Source organism: Streptomyces sp. AA1529, from assembly GCF_000280905.1.
Classification (GTDB): domain Bacteria; phylum Actinomycetota; class Actinomycetes; order Streptomycetales; family Streptomycetaceae; genus Streptomyces.
Map to the genome: position 1 here is coordinate 17271 of NZ_ALAP01000022.1, position 17257 is coordinate 34527.

Annotated in this window: 16 protein-coding genes; 7 read left to right on the plus strand and 9 right to left on the minus strand. The window is 71.4% G+C overall.

What is annotated here, in order from left to right; all coding sequences use genetic code 11:
• Positions 1–62 precede the first annotated feature (62 nt).
• On the minus strand, positions 63–1763 hold the full coding sequence (locus A949_RS0107050; protein WP_019355300.1) for a fumarate hydratase: 1701 nt from the start codon (positions 1761–1763) through the stop codon (positions 63–65).
• A 126-nt stretch (positions 1764–1889) separates the two neighbouring features.
• Here A949_RS0107050 and A949_RS0107055 point away from each other — a divergent pair, with 126 nt between their 5' ends.
• Both A949_RS0107055 and A949_RS0107060 read left to right on the plus strand, forming a co-directional pair.
• Positions 1890–2678: a DUF1707 SHOCT-like domain-containing protein gene (locus A949_RS0107055; RefSeq protein WP_019355301.1), complete on the plus strand. Its 789-nt coding sequence runs from the start codon at positions 1890–1892 to the stop codon at positions 2676–2678.
• 235 nt (positions 2679–2913) lie between these two features.
• Positions 2914–3282: a WhiB family transcriptional regulator gene (locus tag A949_RS0107060; protein WP_019355302.1), complete on the plus strand. Its 369-nt coding sequence runs from the start codon at positions 2914–2916 to the stop codon at positions 3280–3282.
• Positions 3283–3602: 320 nt separating this feature from the next.
• On the opposite strand, the gene glpX is transcribed toward A949_RS0107060, so the two are convergent.
• Entirely contained in the window at positions 3603–4637 is a 1035-nt protein-coding gene (gene glpX, locus A949_RS0107065; protein WP_019355303.1) for a class II fructose-bisphosphatase, read from the minus strand.
• A gap of 226 nt (positions 4638–4863) precedes the next feature.
• On the opposite strand from glpX, the gene A949_RS0107070 reads away from it, so the two are divergent.
• Entirely contained in the window at positions 4864–5457 is a 594-nt protein-coding gene (locus A949_RS0107070; protein WP_078565362.1) for a DUF4245 domain-containing protein, read from the plus strand.
• A gap of 216 nt (positions 5458–5673) precedes the next feature.
• Here the strand turns inward: A949_RS0107070 and A949_RS0107075 are convergent, their stop codons facing one another.
• The 4 genes from A949_RS0107075 to A949_RS0107090 form a co-directional block, all read right to left on the minus strand.
• Complete coding sequence (locus A949_RS0107075) at positions 5674–6267, minus strand: malonic semialdehyde reductase (RefSeq protein ID WP_019355305.1); 594 nt, start codon at positions 6265–6267, stop codon at positions 5674–5676.
• Positions 6268–6616: 349 nt separating this feature from the next.
• Entirely contained in the window at positions 6617–6952 is a 336-nt protein-coding gene (locus A949_RS0107080) for an exodeoxyribonuclease VII small subunit (protein ID WP_019355306.1), read from the minus strand.
• A gap of 9 nt (positions 6953–6961) precedes the next feature.
• A complete protein-coding gene (gene xseA / locus A949_RS0107085) occupies positions 6962–8176 on the minus strand; it encodes an exodeoxyribonuclease VII large subunit (protein WP_019355307.1) in 1215 nt (404 codons plus the stop codon).
• Between the two features lie 161 nt (positions 8177–8337).
• Positions 8338–9843 carry an APC family permease gene (locus A949_RS0107090; protein WP_019355308.1) on the minus strand — a complete coding sequence of 502 codons (1506 nt, stop codon included), beginning with the start codon at positions 9841–9843 and terminating at the stop codon, positions 8338–8340.
• A gap of 240 nt (positions 9844–10083) precedes the next feature.
• On the opposite strand from A949_RS0107090, the gene A949_RS0107095 reads away from it, so the two are divergent.
• Positions 10084–11121: a 4-hydroxy-3-methylbut-2-enyl diphosphate reductase gene (locus A949_RS0107095; RefSeq protein WP_019355309.1), complete on the plus strand. Its 1038-nt coding sequence runs from the start codon at positions 10084–10086 to the stop codon at positions 11119–11121.
• Positions 11122–11371: 250 nt separating this feature from the next.
• Here A949_RS0107095 and A949_RS35470 read toward each other — a convergent pair whose 3' ends face one another.
• Positions 11372–12046, minus strand: a complete 675-nt coding sequence (locus A949_RS35470; protein WP_019355310.1) for a DUF6542 domain-containing protein — start codon at positions 12044–12046, stop codon at positions 11372–11374.
• Positions 12047–12513: 467 nt separating this feature from the next.
• Here A949_RS35470 and ychF point away from each other — a divergent pair, with 467 nt between their 5' ends.
• The 3 genes from ychF (at position 12514) to A949_RS0107115 (ending at position 14605) form a co-directional block, all read left to right on the plus strand.
• On the plus strand, positions 12514–13602 hold the full coding sequence (ychF, locus tag A949_RS0107105) for a redox-regulated ATPase YchF (protein ID WP_019355311.1): 1089 nt from the start codon (positions 12514–12516) through the stop codon (positions 13600–13602).
• A 323-nt stretch (positions 13603–13925) separates the two neighbouring features.
• Positions 13926–14210, plus strand: coding sequence for a hypothetical protein (locus A949_RS0107110; protein ID WP_006138089.1), 285 nt, complete (start codon positions 13926–13928; stop codon positions 14208–14210).
• The gene (locus tag A949_RS0107115) at positions 14192–14605 is read left to right on the plus strand and encodes a PIN domain-containing protein (RefSeq protein WP_019355312.1); all 414 of its coding nucleotides are present in this window, start codon (positions 14192–14194) and stop codon (positions 14603–14605) included. Before A949_RS0107110 ends, A949_RS0107115 begins: the two co-directional genes overlap by 19 nt.
• Before the next feature lie 163 nt (positions 14606–14768).
• On the opposite strand, the gene A949_RS38925 is transcribed toward A949_RS0107115, so the two are convergent.
• Together A949_RS38925 and A949_RS38020 are read right to left on the minus strand one after the other, a co-directional pair.
• The gene (locus A949_RS38925; RefSeq protein ID WP_237735763.1) at positions 14769–16145 is read right to left on the minus strand and encodes a hypothetical protein; all 1377 of its coding nucleotides are present in this window, start codon (positions 16143–16145) and stop codon (positions 14769–14771) included.
• A gap of 117 nt (positions 16146–16262) precedes the next feature.
• Complete coding sequence (locus A949_RS38020; RefSeq protein ID WP_019355314.1) at positions 16263–16400, minus strand: hypothetical protein; 138 nt, start codon at positions 16398–16400, stop codon at positions 16263–16265.
• Positions 16401–17257: the final 857 nt, after the last annotated feature.

The following is a 17257-nucleotide window of genomic DNA, read 5'->3' on the forward strand; positions in this document are numbered from 1 at the left end:
GGTCCGGCCGGTCGGCCCGGGTGCGGGGCGCGGCCGGGTGCCGCCGCGCCCCGGACGAGGCCTCAGGACCCGGAGCGCACCGGGATGGAGGTGACGAACGGCTGCTCGGGTGCGGGATCGGCGAAGAAGTCGTTCCCCTTGTCGTCGACGACGATGAACGCGGGGAAGTTCTCCACCTCGATCCGCCAGACCGCCTCCATGCCCAGCTCCTCGTACTCCAGGACCTCGACCTTCTTGATGCAGTCCTGGGCGAGCCGGGCGGCCGGACCGCCGATGGAGCCGAGGTAGAAGCCGCCGTGCGCCGCGCACGCGTCGGTGACCTGCTTGCTGCGGTTGCCCTTGGCCAGCATCACCCTCGAGCCGCCCGCGGCCTGGAACTGCTCGACGTAGGCGTCCATCCGTCCGGCCGTGGTGGGGCCGAAGGAACCGGAGGCGTAGCCCTCGGGGGTCTTGGCCGGGCCCGCGTAGTAGACGGGGTGGTCCTTGAGGTACTGCGGCATCTCCTCGCCCGCGTCCAGCCGCTCCTTGATCTTCGCGTGCGCGATGTCGCGGGCGACGACCAGCGTGCCGGTCAGCGACAGCCGGGTGCGGACCGGGTGCTTGGTCAGCTCGGCCAGGATCTCGTCCATGGGACGCGCCAGGTCGATCCGCACCGCGTCGAGGTCGGCGCCCGCGCCCTCGGTCAGCTCGGAGTCCGTCGTCTCCGGCAGGAAGCGCGCCGGGTCGGTCTCCAGCTGCTCCAGGAACACGCCCTCGGGGGTGATCTTCGCCTTGGCCTGGCGGTCGGCCGAGCAGGACACCGCGATGGCGACCGGGCAGGAGGCGCCGTGCCGGGGCAGCCGCACCACGCGCACGTCGTGGCAGAAGTACTTGCCGCCGAACTGCGCGCCGATACCGATCTGCTGCGTGAGCTCGAAGACCTTCTCCTCCAGCTCCTTGTCCCGGAAGCCGTGCCCGGCGGGCGAACCGGCGTCCGGAAGCTCGTCCAGGTAGTGCGCGGAGGCGTACTTGGCGGTCTTGAGCGCGTACTCGGCGCTGGTGCCGCCGACGACGATCGCCAGATGGTACGGCGGGCAGGCGGCCGTGCCCAGCGAACGGATCTTCTCCTCCAGGAACTTCATCATGCTCGCCTCGTTGAGCACGGCCTTCGTCTCCTGGTAGAGGAAGGACTTGTTGGCGCTGCCGCCGCCCTTGGCCATGAACAGGAACTTGTAGGCGTCGCCGTCCGTCGCGTACAGCTCGATCTGGGCCGGGAGGTTGGTGCCGGTGTTCTTCTCCTCCCACATGGTGAGCGGGGCCATCTGCGAGTAGCGCAGGTTGAGCCGGGTGTAGGCGTCGTGGATGCCGCGCGAGAGGGCCTCCTCGTCGCCGCCCGCCGTCAGCACCTGCTGGCCGCGCTTGCCCATCACGATCGCCGTGCCGGTGTCCTGGCACATGGGCAGCACCCCGGCCGCCGCGATGTTGGCGTTCTTGAGCAGGTCCAGCGCGACGAACCGGTCGTTGGCGCTGGCCTCGGGGTCGTCCAGGATGCGGCGGAGCTGCGCGAGGTGCTCGGGGCGCAGGTAGTGCTGGATGTCGTGGACGGCCTCGGCCGCCAGCTCGCGCAGCGCCTCCGGCTCTACTCGGAGGAAGGTCCGCCCGTCCGCTTCGAAAGTGCTCACGCCCTCGCTGGTGATCAGGCGGTACGGCGTGGGGTCCGCGCCGGCGGGGAGCAGATCCGTGTAGGAGAACTCCGGGCTGGCCGGTCGGGAGCTGGCAGACATACGGGGACTCTTCCTCTCACACTTACGGCTCTCGACGATGGGAGCGCGTCTCACAGCGTAGAACCCGGGTGCCAGGAGTCGCTGCGGGGGTAGTCGCGATCTATCGCGTCTGGGTACGCTGCCCCTGTGACTGAAGACTCTTCCCGCACCTCGCTCCAGAAGCAGCAGTCCGCCGAGCGCTCCCCGGAGCCCGCCGCGGCGGCGGCCCCGACGCCGGCCCCCGCTGTGGAGCCCGGCGGGGTGCGCGCCTCGGACGCCGACCGGGACCGGGTCGCGGACATCCTCCGCGAGGCCCTCGCGGAGGGCCGGCTGGACGCGGAGGAGCACGGCGAGCGGATCGAGGCGGTCTACGGGGCCAAGACGGTGGGCGAACTGGAGCCTCTCGTGCGCGATCTCCCCGCGGGCCACTCGGGCGCGTCCGGCGGGGGGCCCGGCGGTGCGGGGACGCACGGGGGCGGCCAGCGGTCCTACGGCACCGCGTTCGCGAACTTCTCGGCCTCCCACACCTCCGTCCCGTCCGCGCCCGGCAACTGCTCCAAGGAGAACCTGGTCGCCGTCTTCAGCGGCGCCGGGCGCAAGGGGCGCTGGCGGGTCCCGCGGAAGATCAACGCCTTCGCCTGCTTCGGCGGGATCGAGATCGACCTCACCGAGGCACTGTTCGAGCACCCGCACGTGCAGATCAACGCCACTGCGATCTTCGGGGGAATCGAGATCAGGGTCCCGGAGAACGTCACCCTGCAGCAGAAGGGCGCCGGGATCTTCGGCGGTTTCGACGTCCGCGTCAACGACTCCGCGGATCCGGACGCGCCGACCGTGCTGGTCGAGGGCGTGGCGATTTTCGGCGGTGTGGACGCCAAGCCGAAGCGCGGCCGCCTCATCCAGAACCTGCGCGACCGGCTGCGCAAGGAGCTCTGAACGAGCGGGGCGCATGGGGCGTCCAGCGTGCGCCGGGGAGCGCACGCTGGGGCGCGTATCAGACGACACGCAATGCATACCGGCACGTACAGCGGGTAGGGCTCGGGCATCGTCTTGCGTACGGCGAGAGTCTGCGAGCCGGTCCCGAGGGGCCCGCGGGGGAGCAGTGGACTGCCGTACGCCGCAAGACGGGTGAAGGGGAAACAAACCTCCGTCGTCGCGTCAGGAGCAGACCGTGCTGCACACGCCGCATCAGTCCCTGCAGGCCGCCGCCACCGTCCCCGCACAGCGAACGCCTGAGCGAGACGACCAAGCGGGCCCCTGGCACGCTGACGCCGTCTGCCGCCGGGACGAGGCGGGTCTCTTCTTCGCCCCCTCCAAAGAGCCCACCGCCGCCCGGCTCTCCCGTGAACAGGCCGCCAAGCGCGTCTGCTCGGGCTGCCCCGTCCTGGTCGAGTGCCGCGAGCACGCCCTGGTGATGCCCGAGCCGTACGGCGTCTGGGGCGGCCTCACCGCCGCGGAGCGCCGCGTCGTCCTCTCCCGCCGCCGCCGCGCCGCGAAGTCCGCCGCGGGGCAGCCGGCGGAGGTCTCCCGCATCGCCTAGCCGCACCGGGCCGGCCCCGACTCCGAGCCCGACCGCGACCCCGACGCCGATCCCGAGCCTCGCCCCGCTGCCCCTCTCCGCCGCTGGAGAGGGGCTCCTTCCGGAGAACTGCCCCTGGGCGGGGCCGCCGGTGCCCGGTGCCGCGACAGGGGCCGGCCGCCGTCCGGTGCCGGGTGGAGAGCCGGCCGCCGTCCGATCGTCCGCGGGTGCGGCTCACCGGGCGCCCGCTCCCGGCTTCCTGCGAGCGGGCGGGGCGCGTCACCCGGTGACCCGCGCTCCCCGCGCCGCGCCCCGTCGGCGCTCCGGGCCCGGGGCAGCCCTCAGCGGGCGCGGTCGAAGTCGACGGCGCTGTAGGCGCGCAGCTTCGAGAGCCGGTGCACGGAGTCGATCTGGCGGATGGTGCCCGACTTCGACCGCATCACCAGCGACTGGGTGTAGGCGCGCTCGCCCCGGTAGTGCACACCCCGCAGCAGGTCGCCGTCGGTGATACCGGTGGCGACGAAGAACACGTTCTCACCGCTGACCAGGTCGTCGGTGAGCAGCACCTGGTCCAGATCGTGGCCCGCGTCGAGAGCGCGCTGCCGCTCCTCGTCGTCCTTGGGCCACAGTTTGCCCTGTATCGTCCCGCCGAGGCACTTGATCGCGCAGGCCGCGATGATGCCCTCCGGGGTGCCGCCGACCCCGAGCAGCAGGTCGACGCCGGTCTCCTCGCGCACCGTCATCACGGCACCCGCCACATCGCCGTCCGAGATGAACTTGATCCGGGCGCCCGCCTCGCGGATCTCCTTGACCAGGCCCTCGTGCCGCGGCCGGTCGAGCACGACGACGGTCACGTCCTCCACGCCGCAGCCCTTGGCCTTGGCGATCCGGCGGATGTTCACCGCGGGCGGTGCGGTGATGTCCACGAACTCCGCCGCCTCGGGCCCGGTGACCAACTTGTCCATGTAGAAGACCGCGCTCGGGTCGAACATCGAGCCCCGCTCGGCCACGGCCAGCACCGAGACCGCGTTGCCCATGCCCTTGGCGGTGAGCGTCGTGCCGTCGACCGGGTCGACGGCCACATCGCACTCGGCGCCGGTGCCGTCGCCGACACGCTCCCCGTTGTAGAGCATCGGGGCCTCGTCCTTCTCGCCCTCGCCGATCACCACCACGCCGTTCATGGAGACCGTGGAGACGAGCGTGCGCATCGCCTTGACGGCCGCACCGTCCGCACCGTTCTTGTCGCCCTTGCCGACCCAGCGCCCCGACGCCATCGCCCCCGCCTCGGTGACCCGCACCAACTCCAGTGCCAGGTTGCGGTCAGGTGCCTCCGGGCTGACTTCGAGCGGGGAGGGCAGGTGGTGGTGTTCGGTCATCGGAACACACCTTTCTGTACGGCGACACTGGACGGCCACTGCGGCGACGTGAGCTGTGCCGATTCGGCGAGGGTGGGCAGGATTTTACCCGTACGCCACAGACTGAGCAGGGGCGCCCACGGATGAGCGGCCGGGGCGGGGTGTGCTCGCGGCCACCGGCCGGGCACGGCACCCGCTGCGCGCCCCCTCGCGTGGGCCGCCGACCGGCATAAGGGACGATGGGGGCGTGGCAGCAGACAAGAAACGTGGCGCCCAGGCCGTGCGCGACATGGTCATCTCACTGGTAGTGATCATTCTCGCCGCCGGGGTCGTCTACCTGTTCGTCCCGCACGACGACAAGAAGGACCCGGTCAAGCCCGTCGGCTACCGGGTCGAGTTGGCGTCCGCACGGCGCGCGGCGCCGTACCCGGTCGCCGCACCGCACGGACTGTCCGACCGGTGGCGCGCCACCTCCGTCCGCTACAAGGCGGACAGCCCGCTGGGATCGGCCTGGCACCTGGGCTTCATGACGCCGGACAACGAGTACGCCGCCGTCGAGCAGAGCGACGAGGAGCGGCCCGCGCGGTTCGTCGACGACGTCACCCAGGGCGCGGAGAAGACGGCGAAGAAGCAGCGCGTCGCGGGCGCGGAGTGGACCCGCTACCGCGGCCCCAAATACGACGCGCTGGTGCGCACCGCCGAGGACGGCAAGTCGGTGACGGTGGTCACGGGTACGGCGGACTTCCAGCAGCTGGGCGAGCTGGCCGGAGCGCTCCGCGCCGAGTCGCACGAACCCGCCGACAGCCCGTCCGCGTCGTCCTCCGCCGAGCAGGCTGGATAGCACCCGGCGCGGTGCGCCCGGGGGCGGGCGGACGCCGTCCGGCCCGGCGGACCGCCGAGGGGCGGACGACGGACCGCCGGCGTCGCCCCGGCGGAAAGGGAAGCCCCCCGCGCGAGGGGGGGTACGCGCGGGGGGCGGTTCAGAGGACGCCGACCGCGAAACGGGATCAGCGCCGGACGCGGTGCCGCGCAGGGCGGCGCCGCACGGGACGGTGGCTCAGAGAGCGGTCACCACGTCGTCGTAGGAGAGCCGGGGCGAGCGCGGGGCGAACGCGTCGGGGCCCGGCTTACCGATGTTGGCGACCAGCAGGACGCGCTGCCGGCCGTCGCCGAAGAACTCCTTGTCGACGCCCTCGTGGTCGAAGCCGGTCATCGGACCGACCGCGAGTCCCGCGGACCGCACGCCGAGGATGAAGTATCCGGCCTGGAGCGCGGCATTGAGGGCACCCGCGCTCTCCCGTGCGCTCTCCTCGGCGAACACCGCGTCCTTGATGTGCGGGGCGTGCGGGAAGAGCTCGGGCAGCCGCTCGTGGAAGTCCAGGTCGTAGGAGAGGACCACGGTCAGCGGCGCCTTGCGGGTCTTGGGCACATTGCCCTCGGCCATGTGCGCCAGCAGCCGCTCGCGGGACTCGGAGGAGCGCAGCAGGGTGAGGCGCAGCGGCGACTGGTTGAAGGCCGTGGGGCCGTACTTCACCAGGTCGTAGATCGCCTGGACCTGCTCCTCGGTGACCGGTTCGTCCGTGAAGGTGTTGGCGGTGCGGGCCTCACGGAAGAGGAGGTCCTGGGCTGCGGGGTCGAGGGCGAGTGCCATGGGGTGGTGCCTTGCCTTTGCGTACGACGTTCGGGGTGCAGAGACAAGTGTAACCAACACTAGTTAAAGCTTGAACAATACTGCCGGTGGGCTGCCGCCGGTGGGCTTCTGCTGGTGGGCTGCCGCCGGTGGGCCGTCGGTGGGTGCGGGGCCGCCTCGGGCGCCGGTCGGGCCCCGGCCCTCGGCGCCGGTTCTGCTTCCGGGAAGTGCCCCTGCCGAGCACTCTGTGGCCCTTTTCACCGCCCGGGGCTCACCGCCCGGGGCTCACCGCCCGGGGCTCACCGCCCGGGGCTCACCGCCCGGGGCTCACCCGCCCGGGGCTCACCGCCCGGGGCTCACCGCCCGGGGCTCACCGCCCGTCCTCCTCCGCGTCCCCGTCCTCTTCCTCTTCTTCCTCTTCCTCTTCCTCTTCCAGCACCGCGTCCAGCCGGGCCCGGGCCCCTTCCAGCCAGGCGCGGCAGATCCCCGCCAGCTCCTCGCCGCGCTCCCACAGCGCCAGCGACTCCTCCAGCGTCGAGCCGCCGGACTCCAGCCGCTGCACGACCTCGACCAGCTCGGCCCGCGCCTGCTCGTAGCTGAGCGCGTCGGCCGAGGCCAGCTCGGCCTGGGACGCGCCTGCCGCACCGTCCGCCGCGGCACCCGCCGGGCCGCTCGCTGCGGCCTGACCTTCCGTATCCGTCGTCATACGGCCAGCCTATGCGTGCGGTCCGACAGCGACACCGAACTCCCCGCCGGCCACCCGGGCCCGCAGCCGGTCGCCCTCCGCGACCTCCGCGGCGTCCCGGACCACGGCGCCGTCCTCCCGTTGCAGCACTGCGTAGCCCCGCTCCAGCGTGGCGGCCGGGGAGAGCGCGACGACGCGGGCGAGGGTGTGCTCCAGGGCGTCCTCGGCGCGGGCCAGCCGGTGGTCGAGCACGCGCCGGGAGCGGTCCAGCAACGCCGAGATCCCCTCCTCGCGGTCCACCACCATGGCGTGCGGATCGGCCATGGCGGGGCGGCTCATCACCTCCGCGAGGCCGCGCTCCTCGCGCTCCAGCAGCCCGTTGATCACCCGCCAGGCGCGCTCCCGCAGGGCCCGCACCCGCTCGTGCTCCTCGCCGACATCCGGCACGGTGTCCTTCGCCGCGTGCGTGGGCGTGCGCGAGCGCAGGTCGGCGACCAGGTCCAGCAGCGGTGCGTCCGCCTCGTGCCCGATCGCCGACACCACCGGAGTCCGCACCGCCGCGACGGCACGCACCAGCCGCTCGTCCGAGAACGGCAGCAGATCCTCCATGCCGCCGCCGCCCCGCGTCACGATGATCACGTCCACGTCCGCCCGGGCGTCCAACTCGTGCAGCGCCTCGATGATCTGCGGAACCGCGTAGACCCCCTGGACCGCCGTGTTCCGCACCTCGAAGCGCACGGCCGGCCAGCGCTCCCGCGCAGTGTGCAGCACGTCCCGCTCGGCGTCCGAGGCCCGGCCCGTGATCAGCCCTATCCGCTGCGGCAGGAACGGCAGCGGCCGCTTGCGCTCCGCCGCGAACAGCCCCTCGGCCGCCAGCGTCTTCCGCAGCCGCTCCAGCCGCGCCAGCAACTCGCCCATCCCCACCGGGCGGATCTCGGCGGCGCGCAGCGAGAGACGGCCCGTCTTCTCGTACCACTCCGGCTTCGCGTGCACGACGACCCGGGCGCCCTCGCCGATGACGTCCTTGACCTGCTCGTACACCTGACGGAAGCAGGTGACGCTGAGTGACACCTCGCGGGAGGGGTCGCGGAGCGTCAGGAAGACGATGCCGGCGCCCGGCCGCGGCGAGAGCTGGACGATCTGCCCCTCCACCCAGACCGCGCCCAGCCGGTCGATCCAGCCACGGATCAGCCGCGAGACCTCGCTGACGGGGATCGGGGATTCGGCGGACGTGGTGAGAGCCATGCGAGAAGGCTAGGCCCTGCCACCGACAGCCCGGCCCCCTTCTCCCAGCCGCTCCGCGCTTCCGCCTGTCCGCCCGCCTGTCCGTCCGACCGTCCGACCGTCCGACCGTCCGACCGTCCGACCGACTCCGTCCTGCCCCGCTCCGGGAGGGGCAGTCGGCTTCAGTCGGCGGTGGCGTCCCGGTCGGCTGCGGCCTCCCGCCGGTCCCGCCGCCGCAGCACCACCAGGGCCAGCAGGGCGAGCGCCAGCCACACCAGGCCCACCCAGTGCGCCTCTCGGTTGGCGGTGACGACCACCGCGACGATGATCCCGAGCCCGACCAGCGGCACCACCCAGTTCCACAGCAGGTGCGCCCGCCCCGCCGCGCCGCCGGGTGCGCCGCCCTCCGGCGCCGGACCCCCGGGGGACGAGCCGCCCGGCGCCGCGGCCCGGCCCGCCGGGCGCCGCCCCTCCCGCCGGCCGAGCCCGTAGTAGCCCATGACCGACAGGTGCAGCATGCCGAAACCGAAGAGGGCGCCGATGTCCACGACGGAGACGAGGCGGTCCAGACCGTCGGCGGCCCGCGCGGCCCACACCGCCGCGCACAGCGTCAGCACCGCGCTCAGCAGCAGCGCCCGCCCCGGAACCCCGGTGCGGTTGCCGACCTCGGCCAGCACCCGCGGCAGCCGCCGGTCCCGCGCCATCGCGTACAGCAGCCGCGCGGCCGCCGCCTGCCCGGCCAGTGCCGCGAACGCCGCACCGATCGCCTTGCTCACCGCCACCGTCGTCTCCAGCCAGCCGCCCACCGCCGCCTTCGTCGCGGTGTAGAAGGCAGCACCCTGGGAGGCCGGATCGTCGGCGAGCCGCTGCGAGGAGTCCTGCGACAGCAGCGCGGCCAGATAGGTCTGGACGATGAAAAGCACACCGGTCACCAGCAGGCACCACACCAGGGCACGGGCCACCGGGGTGCCGCGGTCGCCCTTGCCGGCCCGCGCCTCCTCGGCGAAGTTCGCGATGGCGTCGAAGCCGAGGAAGGAGAGCACCGCCACGGACACCGCGCTCAGCAGCGCCGTCAGCGAGAAGGCGCGGTCCCCGGTGACCGGGGAGAGCCAGCCCCGCGCGGGGCCGTCCTGCACCAGTACCACCAGCGCTGCCGCCACGAACACCAGCAGCACCAGGATCTCCATGGCCAGCACCAGGAATCCGACCACTGCCGCCCGGCGCACCCCCGAGAGATTGAGCGCTGTCGTCACCACCACCGCGAGGGCCGTCCAGATCCACTGGTCCACCTCGGGCACCAGCTGCGCCATGGCGATGCCGGAGAACAGGTAGGCGACGGCCGGGATGAGCAGATAGTCCAGCATCATCATCCAGCCGGCCACGAAGCCGGCGCCGGACCCGAGGCCCGCCCGCGCGTACGCGTAGACGGAACCCGCCTGCGGCACCGTATGGATCATCCGGGCGTACGAGAAGGCCGTGAACGACATCGCCACCGTCGCGACCACGTACACCAGCGGCACCACACCGTGGCTGCGCGCGTCCAGCGCACCGTAGATGCCCACCGGCGCCATCGGCGCGATGAACAGCAGACCGTAGACGATCAGATCGCGCAGCGTCAGACTGCGCCGCAGCGCCCCGTCCGGGCTGTCCCCGAGGATGTCGGCCGTGCGCGAGCGGGCTCCAGGCATGGGCCCAGCTTGCCGCAGAACGCTCCCGTCGGCAGCGGACAAACGCGCCCCGGCCGCGTCGCGCCCCCCGTCGTCCATCCGCACCCCCGCGCCCCCGCGCCCCCGCGCCCTCGCACCCCCGCACCCCCGGCGCACACCGGCGCCGCCTCGGACACTCCCACGCCCGCCGGGTGCCTCCGCCGCCCGCGCCACCGCGGGCGGCCCCCGGAACGACGCGCGCACGGCCTTTACGATGGAGCCATGACTGGTACGCCCGCCCGCAGGCCCGACGACGCACCGGAAACCACCGCACCGCAATCCGCCGCTCCGGGCCGCCGCCGCGTCCTGCTGGCCGCGCCCCGCGGCTACTGCGCGGGCGTGGACCGCGCGGTGATCGCCGTGGAGAAGGCGCTGGAGCAGTACGGCGCTCCGATCTACGTGCGGCACGAGATCGTGCACAACAAGTACGTGGTCCAGACCCTGGAGAAGAAGGGCGCCGTGTTCGTCGAGGAGACGGACGAGGTGCCCGAGGGCGAGATCGTCATCTTCTCCGCGCACGGTGTCGCGCCCACCGTCCACGAGGAGGCCGAACGCGGCAAGCTGGCCACTATCGACGCCACCTGCCCCCTGGTCACCAAGGTGCACAAGGAGGCCGTGCGGTACGCCAAGGAGGACTACGACATCCTCCTGATCGGACACGAGGGCCACGAAGAGGTCATCGGCACCAGCGGCGAGGCGCCGGACCACATCACGCTCGTCGACGGCCCGGAGGACGTGGGGAACGTCGAGGTCCGCGACCCGGAGAAGGTGGTGTGGCTCTCCCAGACCACCCTTTCGGTGGACGAGACCATGGAGACGGTCGATGCGCTCCAGGGCCGCTACCCGAATCTCCTCTCGCCGCCCAGCGACGACATCTGCTACGCCACCCAGAACCGCCAGACCGCGATCAAGCAGGTCGCCGCGGAGGCCGACCTGGTCCTCGTGGTCGGCTCCAAGAACTCCTCCAACTCGGTACGCCTGGTGGAGACGGCCCTGACGCACGGCGCCAAGGACGGCCACCTGGTCGACAACGCGGAAGAACTCGACGAAGCGTGGCTGGAAGGCGTCGAGACGATCGGCCTCTCCTCCGGCGCCTCGGTCCCCGAGGTCCTGGTGGACGGCGTCCTGGAGTGGCTGGCGCAGCGCGGCTGGGACGAAGTCGAGATCGTCAAGCCCGTGGACGAGCACATGCAGTTCTCGCTCCCCAAGGAACTCCGCCGCGACCTGCGCTCCGAGGCCGCGGACCGCGCCCGGGCCTGACACCTGCCGCCGCCCGCGAGCCCGGCCGGACCCTCGGGCCGACCGGAAGCGGGCCGAGGCGGGGCCGAGCCGACGCAGACCCGGCCCGGATCCGCCCGGCCCGGACCCGGCCCGCGGGCCGACCGGGCCGGGAGACGGGCGGTGCGCCGTACCGCCGCGTCGGCCGAGACGGCACAGACAGGCCCCACCGGGGAGTCATCGCCGGCGCAGTACGGCCCCGGCCCCCGCCCACTCACCGACCGGCGGGCCCTCACCCCGCCGTGGCACGCCGCCGGGTGCGGCGCTGCTCCAGCGCGAGAGCCGTCCTCCGGACGAGCGCGATCAGTGCCGCCGCCAGGGTGCCCGCGTACAGCCACCCCGCATGCACGGCCAGCCCGGTGAAGACGTTCTGGAGCACTCCCGTCACGCCGTCCCCGGCGCCCCCGGCGAAGAAGAGCCCCGCGGTGTAGGCGAGCGGCACCGCGACCGGAGCGGTGAACAGCTCCGTCGGCCGCACCCACACGGCGGCGGCCATCGAGACGAGGACGAACCCGATGCCGTAGAAGGCGGGCGCCCCGCCGGGCAGCAGGGCCACCAGGCCCCCGATCAGCACCATCAGCAGCGTGGCGAAGACCCCGACGCCGAGCCCGGTCAGGCGCGGCGCCGAGGGGGCCGCACCACGCCGGGCCGCCCCGCTGCGAGCCGCCCGCTGCCGCCCGCCCGCCTGCTTGCCCGCACCCCGCCGGGATGTGCCTCTCGGCGGGGCGGAGGGCCGTGCCTGCGCCCGCTTCCGGCGGCCCGGAGACGCGGGTGCGGGGGCGGGCGCCGCCGGATGCGGAAGCCGCGGGCTCTGCCGGGTGGCGGCACCGCCGCCTTCGGCACGGCTGCCCGGGGGAGGGGCCCCGTACGGATCGTGCTGGGTCGTGCGCGCGCTGCGTTGCTCCACCGGGCCACGGTAGGCGGTCCGGCCCCGCGGTGGCCGTCATGAACACGCGGATTCCGCCAAAGGCGCCGGTCCGGCACACCATGACCACCCGGTCCGCCGGAAGCGACCACAGGTGCCGACGTACGCGCTGTTCGGGGCGCCGTCCGGCGGGTCCTGCGGCCCGGCAGCCTGATGGCCGTACCGGCGCCGGATCGCCCACCCCGCGCGGGGCGCGGCCCCGCGGTCCGGTCGGTCGGCGCCGGACAGCACCCCAGCCGCCTCCGGGCCACACCAGAACCCCTCGGCCGCTCCCCGCACCGGCCCGGCCCCGATCCCGCCCGGGTTCCGCTCCGGTCCCGTACGGCCGCCACCGGGAAAGCGCGGTCCGGGGCGCCCGTAGACTGGGTGGTCGGCCTCCGGGCCGCCTGTCCGCCAAGAGACCCCTCTATGGAGAACCCCCGCCAGGGGCAACGGGAAGTAGTCGCCACGTGTCGCTCACGATCGGAATCGTCGGCCTGCCGAACGTCGGCAAGTCGACCCTTTTCAACGCTCTGACCAAGAACGAGGTGCTGGCGGCCAACTACCCGTTCGCCACCATCGAGCCGAACGTCGGCGTCGTGGGCGTCCCCGATCCCCGGCTCGGCAAGCTCGCGGAGATCTTCAACTCCCAGCGCGTCCTGCCCGCCACCGTCGACTTCGTCGACATCGCGGGCATCGTGCGGGGCGCGAGCGAGGGGGAGGGGCTGGGGAACAAGTTCCTCGCCAACATCCGTGAGTCCGACGCGATCTGCCAGGTCATCCGCGCATTCAAGGACGACAACGTCGTCCACGTCGACGGCAAGATCTCGCCCAAGAACGACATCGAGACGATCAACACCGAGCTGATCCTGGCCGACCTCCAGACGATCGAGAAGGTGCTGCCCCGCCTGGAGAAGGAAGCGCGGGTCAAGAAGGACAAGCAGCCGCAGGTCAAGGCCGTCCAGGAGGCGCAGGCCATCCTGGAGGAGGGCCGCACCCTCTTCTCCGCGGGCATCGCCCAGGGCACCGAGCGCGCCGAGCAGCTGCACGAGCTGCACCTGCTCACCACCAAGCCGTTCATCTACGTCTTCAACGTCGACGAGGACGAACTGACCGACGAGTCCTTCAAGGACGAGCAGCGCGCCCTCATCGCCCCCGCCGAGGCCGTCTTCCTGAACGCCAAGCTGGAGGCCGACCTCGCCGAGCTGGACGAGGAGGAGGCGCTGGAGCTGCTCCAGACCGTCGGCCAGGAAGAGCCCGGCCTCGCCACCCTCGCCCACGTCGGCTTCCGCACCCTCGGCCTGCAGACCTACCTCACGGCCGGCCCGAAGGAAGCCCGTGCCTGGACCATCAAGCAGAACGCCACCGCCCCCGAGGCCGCCGGCGTGATCCACACCGACTTCCAGAAGGGCTTCATCAAGGCCGAGGTCATCTCCTACGAGGACCTCCTGGAGACCGGCTCCGTCGCCGAAGCCCGCTCCGCCGGCAAGGCCCGCATGGAGGGCAAGGACTACATCATGCGCGACGGCGACGTGGTGGAGTTCCGTTTCAATGTATAGCGGGTGACATATCACCACGTCGCTGATCTGGCAAACATGCAGGTCAGGTAGGGTCCGGCTCTTCGGGGTCGGGCCCTTTGTTTTTTCCCGTGCTGGGATGGTGCTGGGATAGCTGACCCCTCGTCACCTGTCATCACCCCTGGTCATCCGTACCGTGCTGGGATCGTGCTGGGATGGGATGAGGAGCCCGTGCTGGGTTTCGGGCGGTGATCTGACCGGTGCGCGGGGAGGGGGGCGGGTTTCGTCCACACGTCTTCTTCACGAGTCTGGGGCGCCGTGCGGAGGCCGTGGCACTTTTCCTACTCGTTTGACACACTCGGGGTATGGCTGAGACGACGTACAGCATCGGGGAAGGTCCGGCGACGCGGGTGAGCCTGTCGCTGCCGGAGGGGACCGCGGAGGCGATCCGGGCGCGGGTGGGCAAGCGGGAGTTCTCCGCGTTCATCGCCGAGGCGGTCGAGCGCGAGCTGCGCGGGCAGGTCCTGGACGAGTACCTGGCGGACTACGAGAGCCGCAAGGGGCCGGTCTCCGAGCCGGCTCGTCAGCGGGCGCGGCAGGTCTTCGACGAGGTGTTCGCCGAGGAGGCCGAGTGGCCCGCCGCAGGCTGAGTCACGAGGGGACGCTGGTCCTCGACAGCGAGGGACTGTCGAAGCTGCTCGCGGACGACGAGCAGGTGGTGGCTCTGATCGCCGAGGCGCGCTCGCGCGGCATGGAGGTCGTGATCAGTGCGCTCACCCTCATCGAGGCCGTCCACGCCCGTACGAACAAGTCCCGTCTGAACTGGGTGCTTTCTGGGCTGCGGGTCGTCCCGGTCGGAGACGAGGAGGCGAGGGCTGCCTCGAAGTTGCTGATGAATGCCGGGTTGCACGGACACAAGTACGCGATCGATGCGGCGGTCGCCGAGGCGGCGCTGCGACAGCACCGCCCCGTGGTCATGCTGACTTCCGATGTCGACGACATGGCCAAGCTGTGCGGCGAGCGGGTCCGGCTCGTGGCGGTGTGAGCTCCCCTGGTCCGCTTTCTGCCTTTCGGCGGTTGGTCAGCGAGTGGCGGTGGAGCTCCAAGTATTCGGCGGATCACCGGTTTCGGTAACCGGCGATCCGCCGCTATGTTGCCGCTCTTCCGCCTCTTGGCGAGTTCATTGGGCTGCGGGCGGAGCCCAAGGCTCAGTAGGAGCGGGGCCCGTAGGGGCTCCAGTGGCCAAGGAAGGGCTTGAGGTCGTCGCCGCTGGGCTTCGGTGGTGTGGGCAGTTTCGGTGCTGAGACCGATTCGGTGAGGTGTTGGAGGTGCGCGTCCGCGAACGCGAGCCACGCCTCGATCTCGTTCCGTTCCTGCCCGGGCGGCAATGATGTGGCGTGGTCGCGTACTGCTGTGACGTATTCGGTCAGGTGGTTGACCTGGTGCCAGGCGTCTGCCTGTTCTCCGAGATGTTTGACGCGAAAGGCGTGGGCGTAGGCCGCGCGGGCTTCCTGCATGGCGGCTTCCCAGCGCTTTTGCTGTACCTCTCTGGCTTGCTGGTCTGCAAGGCGTTTGCGTTCCGCGGCTTCGCCGCGCAGGCCGACCTCTTGTGCGATCTCGGCGAGTTGGTCTTCCAGCGGCCGGTCGGGGAGGTCGGCCCATTCGCTGGCGCGATGCGGGCTGCCGCCGCGGAGGACGAAACGCAGGCGGCTGGAGGGGGTGTAGTCGAAGCGGGCGATGCGCATCCACGAGTACTTCTTGGCCTCGGCGAGTTCCTTGTCGGTGGGGATGTGTTCGCTGCGGTCCTGTTCTTGAAGGACGAGGAATCCGACGCTTTCGCCTTGGGCGGTGATGGTGAAGTGCGGTGGTGCCTTGCGGCGCCGATGGGGCGGGGGCGCGCCTTGTGTGGTTCCGAGTGCTGCCTTGTGGCCTTGTGCTTCGGTGGCGGTGATGAGGGTGTGGATGATGCGCAGGGCTCGGCCCTGGAGGGGTTTGGTCAGGCCCATGGGCTGCGGCTGCTTTTGGAGGGCGGCCACGACAGTGTGGGGTTTGGTGAGTCTGGCCGGCACAGGGAGCGGGGTGAGTTCGGCGAGGCGCCAGGCGGGGATGTCGACGAGCTTGATTTCGTAGCCGCTGTGGGTCGGGTATCCGCGGAGTTCCTGGGTGCGGGGGATCTTGCCGGACTTTCGGGCGGCGCTGACGCGTGACGCCCAGTTCACCGCGTGCGGCCCGGATTCGACGGGCTTGATGAGACAGCCGTCGTTCGCGGCGAGTTCTTCGAGTAGCTGGTCCGCGTAAGTCGTACGGGCCTTTGGTGCGGCTCTGGGGCGCGGCGGTGCCGACTTTCGGGCGGGCCGTTCCGGCGGCCGGGTGCTCTGTTCCACGGGGCGGATGCCGCGTTCGGTGAGATGCTGCTGCCCCTTCTCGGTGAGGTGGGCGCTCCATTCCCGCGGCGTTTGGTGATTTTGACGAGCCCTCGGTTCTGCAGGGCCTGTCCGCTGGTCTTGTACGTGCTGTCCGGCCAGACACCCCTGGCCCACCCAGTCGAGCACGGCTCGCTGCCGCTCGTTGAGGGACTGGTCCATGTAGCCTCCCGACGTTCCCTGGGTGCGCTGCCCCGGAGGCAATGCCCACCGCTTCCAGGGGAATTCCGGACGGCCTGAGAGAGCCTTCGATCGGATGAGACCTGCTGTATGGCGCGTTTACAGCGAGAAGAGCTCTTCCTGGTAGTGCTCGACCGCGCCGCGCCGCGGATAGAAGAGGCCGAGCAGCATGAACGTCCTGGGCCGCTTGGCCAGGTTGCCGATGAAGCAGTGGACGATGTGGTCCGGTGTGAACATCCGGTGAACCAGCGCTCCCGCAGCTGTTCCTCCACTCCCTGTTGCCCGTACTGGCGCAGGTATTTGCGGTAGGACTCGGCGGCCTCCCATTCCCGGAGGGCCATGTCGTGACCGGTGCAGTCGGAGTCGTCGCAGCAGAAGCGGTAGCGAAACTCCAACGGCACCCACTCCAGTTGGCGCAGGTCCTGGTCGAGGAGATCCATCTGATCGGTCAGGGCTGCCTTGGAGACAGGCCAGGTCTCGGGGGGGGGCTCGAGGCCGTACTCGACGGTGTGCGCCGCTGGTCGGAAGGTGCCGACGTGCCGTGCTTCTCCTGGTCTCGTTCGATGGCGCAGAGCGATGGGGCGATCAGCGGGCGGAGGATCGAATGGTGTTCGCGCCAGCCGTCGCTGCTGCCGATCCTGGCGATGACCTTGAGGGTGCCTGGGTTCGGGCGCAGGCTCTCGGGCCGACGGTCCTGTTCGTGTGCGCTCCCCCGCTCCTGTCATCCCTCACCCCCCGGTCGGCTGCGTCTGGATCAGACAGGTCATCGAGGGCGACGCCGAGTGCGGTAGCGAGTGCACCAACGGTGAAGAAACCTGGCCGAATTGGTCCCCGCCCTCCAGTTGCTTCAGGGGGGCGAGCTGAATGTCCGCCTCCTTCGCAAGGCGTTCTGGAGTCCAGGCGCGTTGCTCACGTAGCGCCTTGACGCGGGCAGCGGGTGCTGGCTGCGTAGATCAACGAGTCGGGAAGAGCAGTCGACCGAGTTCTTCGCGGAGCCGCTCTTTGAGTTCAGTGGGACGGCTGGTGTGTTCATGGGTGATCCGGATGGTGTGGACGCCGCAGCGCGTCCAGTGTCGGTCGCGATCCTCGTCGTC

Coding starts and splice junctions, on each gene's coding strand:
- A949_RS0107050 (WP_019355300.1), bottom strand. CDS start 1,763: ATGTCTGCCAGCTCCCGACCGGCCAGCCCGGAGTTCTCCTACACGGAT.
- glpX (WP_019355303.1), bottom strand. CDS start 4,637: ATGACCGAACACCACCACCTGCCCTCCCCGCTCGAAGTCAGCCCGGAG.
- A949_RS0107075 (WP_019355305.1), bottom strand. CDS start 6,267: ATGGCACTCGCCCTCGACCCCGCAGCCCAGGACCTCCTCTTCCGTGAG.
- A949_RS0107080 (WP_019355306.1), bottom strand. CDS start 6,952: ATGACGACGGATACGGAAGGTCAGGCCGCAGCGAGCGGCCCGGCGGGT.
- xseA (WP_019355307.1), bottom strand. CDS start 8,176: ATGGCTCTCACCACGTCCGCCGAATCCCCGATCCCCGTCAGCGAGGTC.
- A949_RS0107090 (WP_019355308.1), bottom strand. CDS start 9,843: ATGCCTGGAGCCCGCTCGCGCACGGCCGACATCCTCGGGGACAGCCCG.
- A949_RS0107095 (WP_019355309.1), top strand. CDS start 10,084: ATGACTGGTACGCCCGCCCGCAGGCCCGACGACGCACCGGAAACCACC.
- A949_RS0107110 (WP_006138089.1), top strand. CDS start 13,926: ATGGCTGAGACGACGTACAGCATCGGGGAAGGTCCGGCGACGCGGGTG.
- A949_RS38925 (WP_237735763.1), bottom strand. CDS start 16,145: ATGGACCAGTCCCTCAACGAGCGGCAGCGAGCCGTGCTCGACTGGGTG.
- A949_RS38020 (WP_019355314.1), bottom strand. CDS start 16,400: ATGTTCACACCGGACCACATCGTCCACTGCTTCATCGGCAACCTGGCC.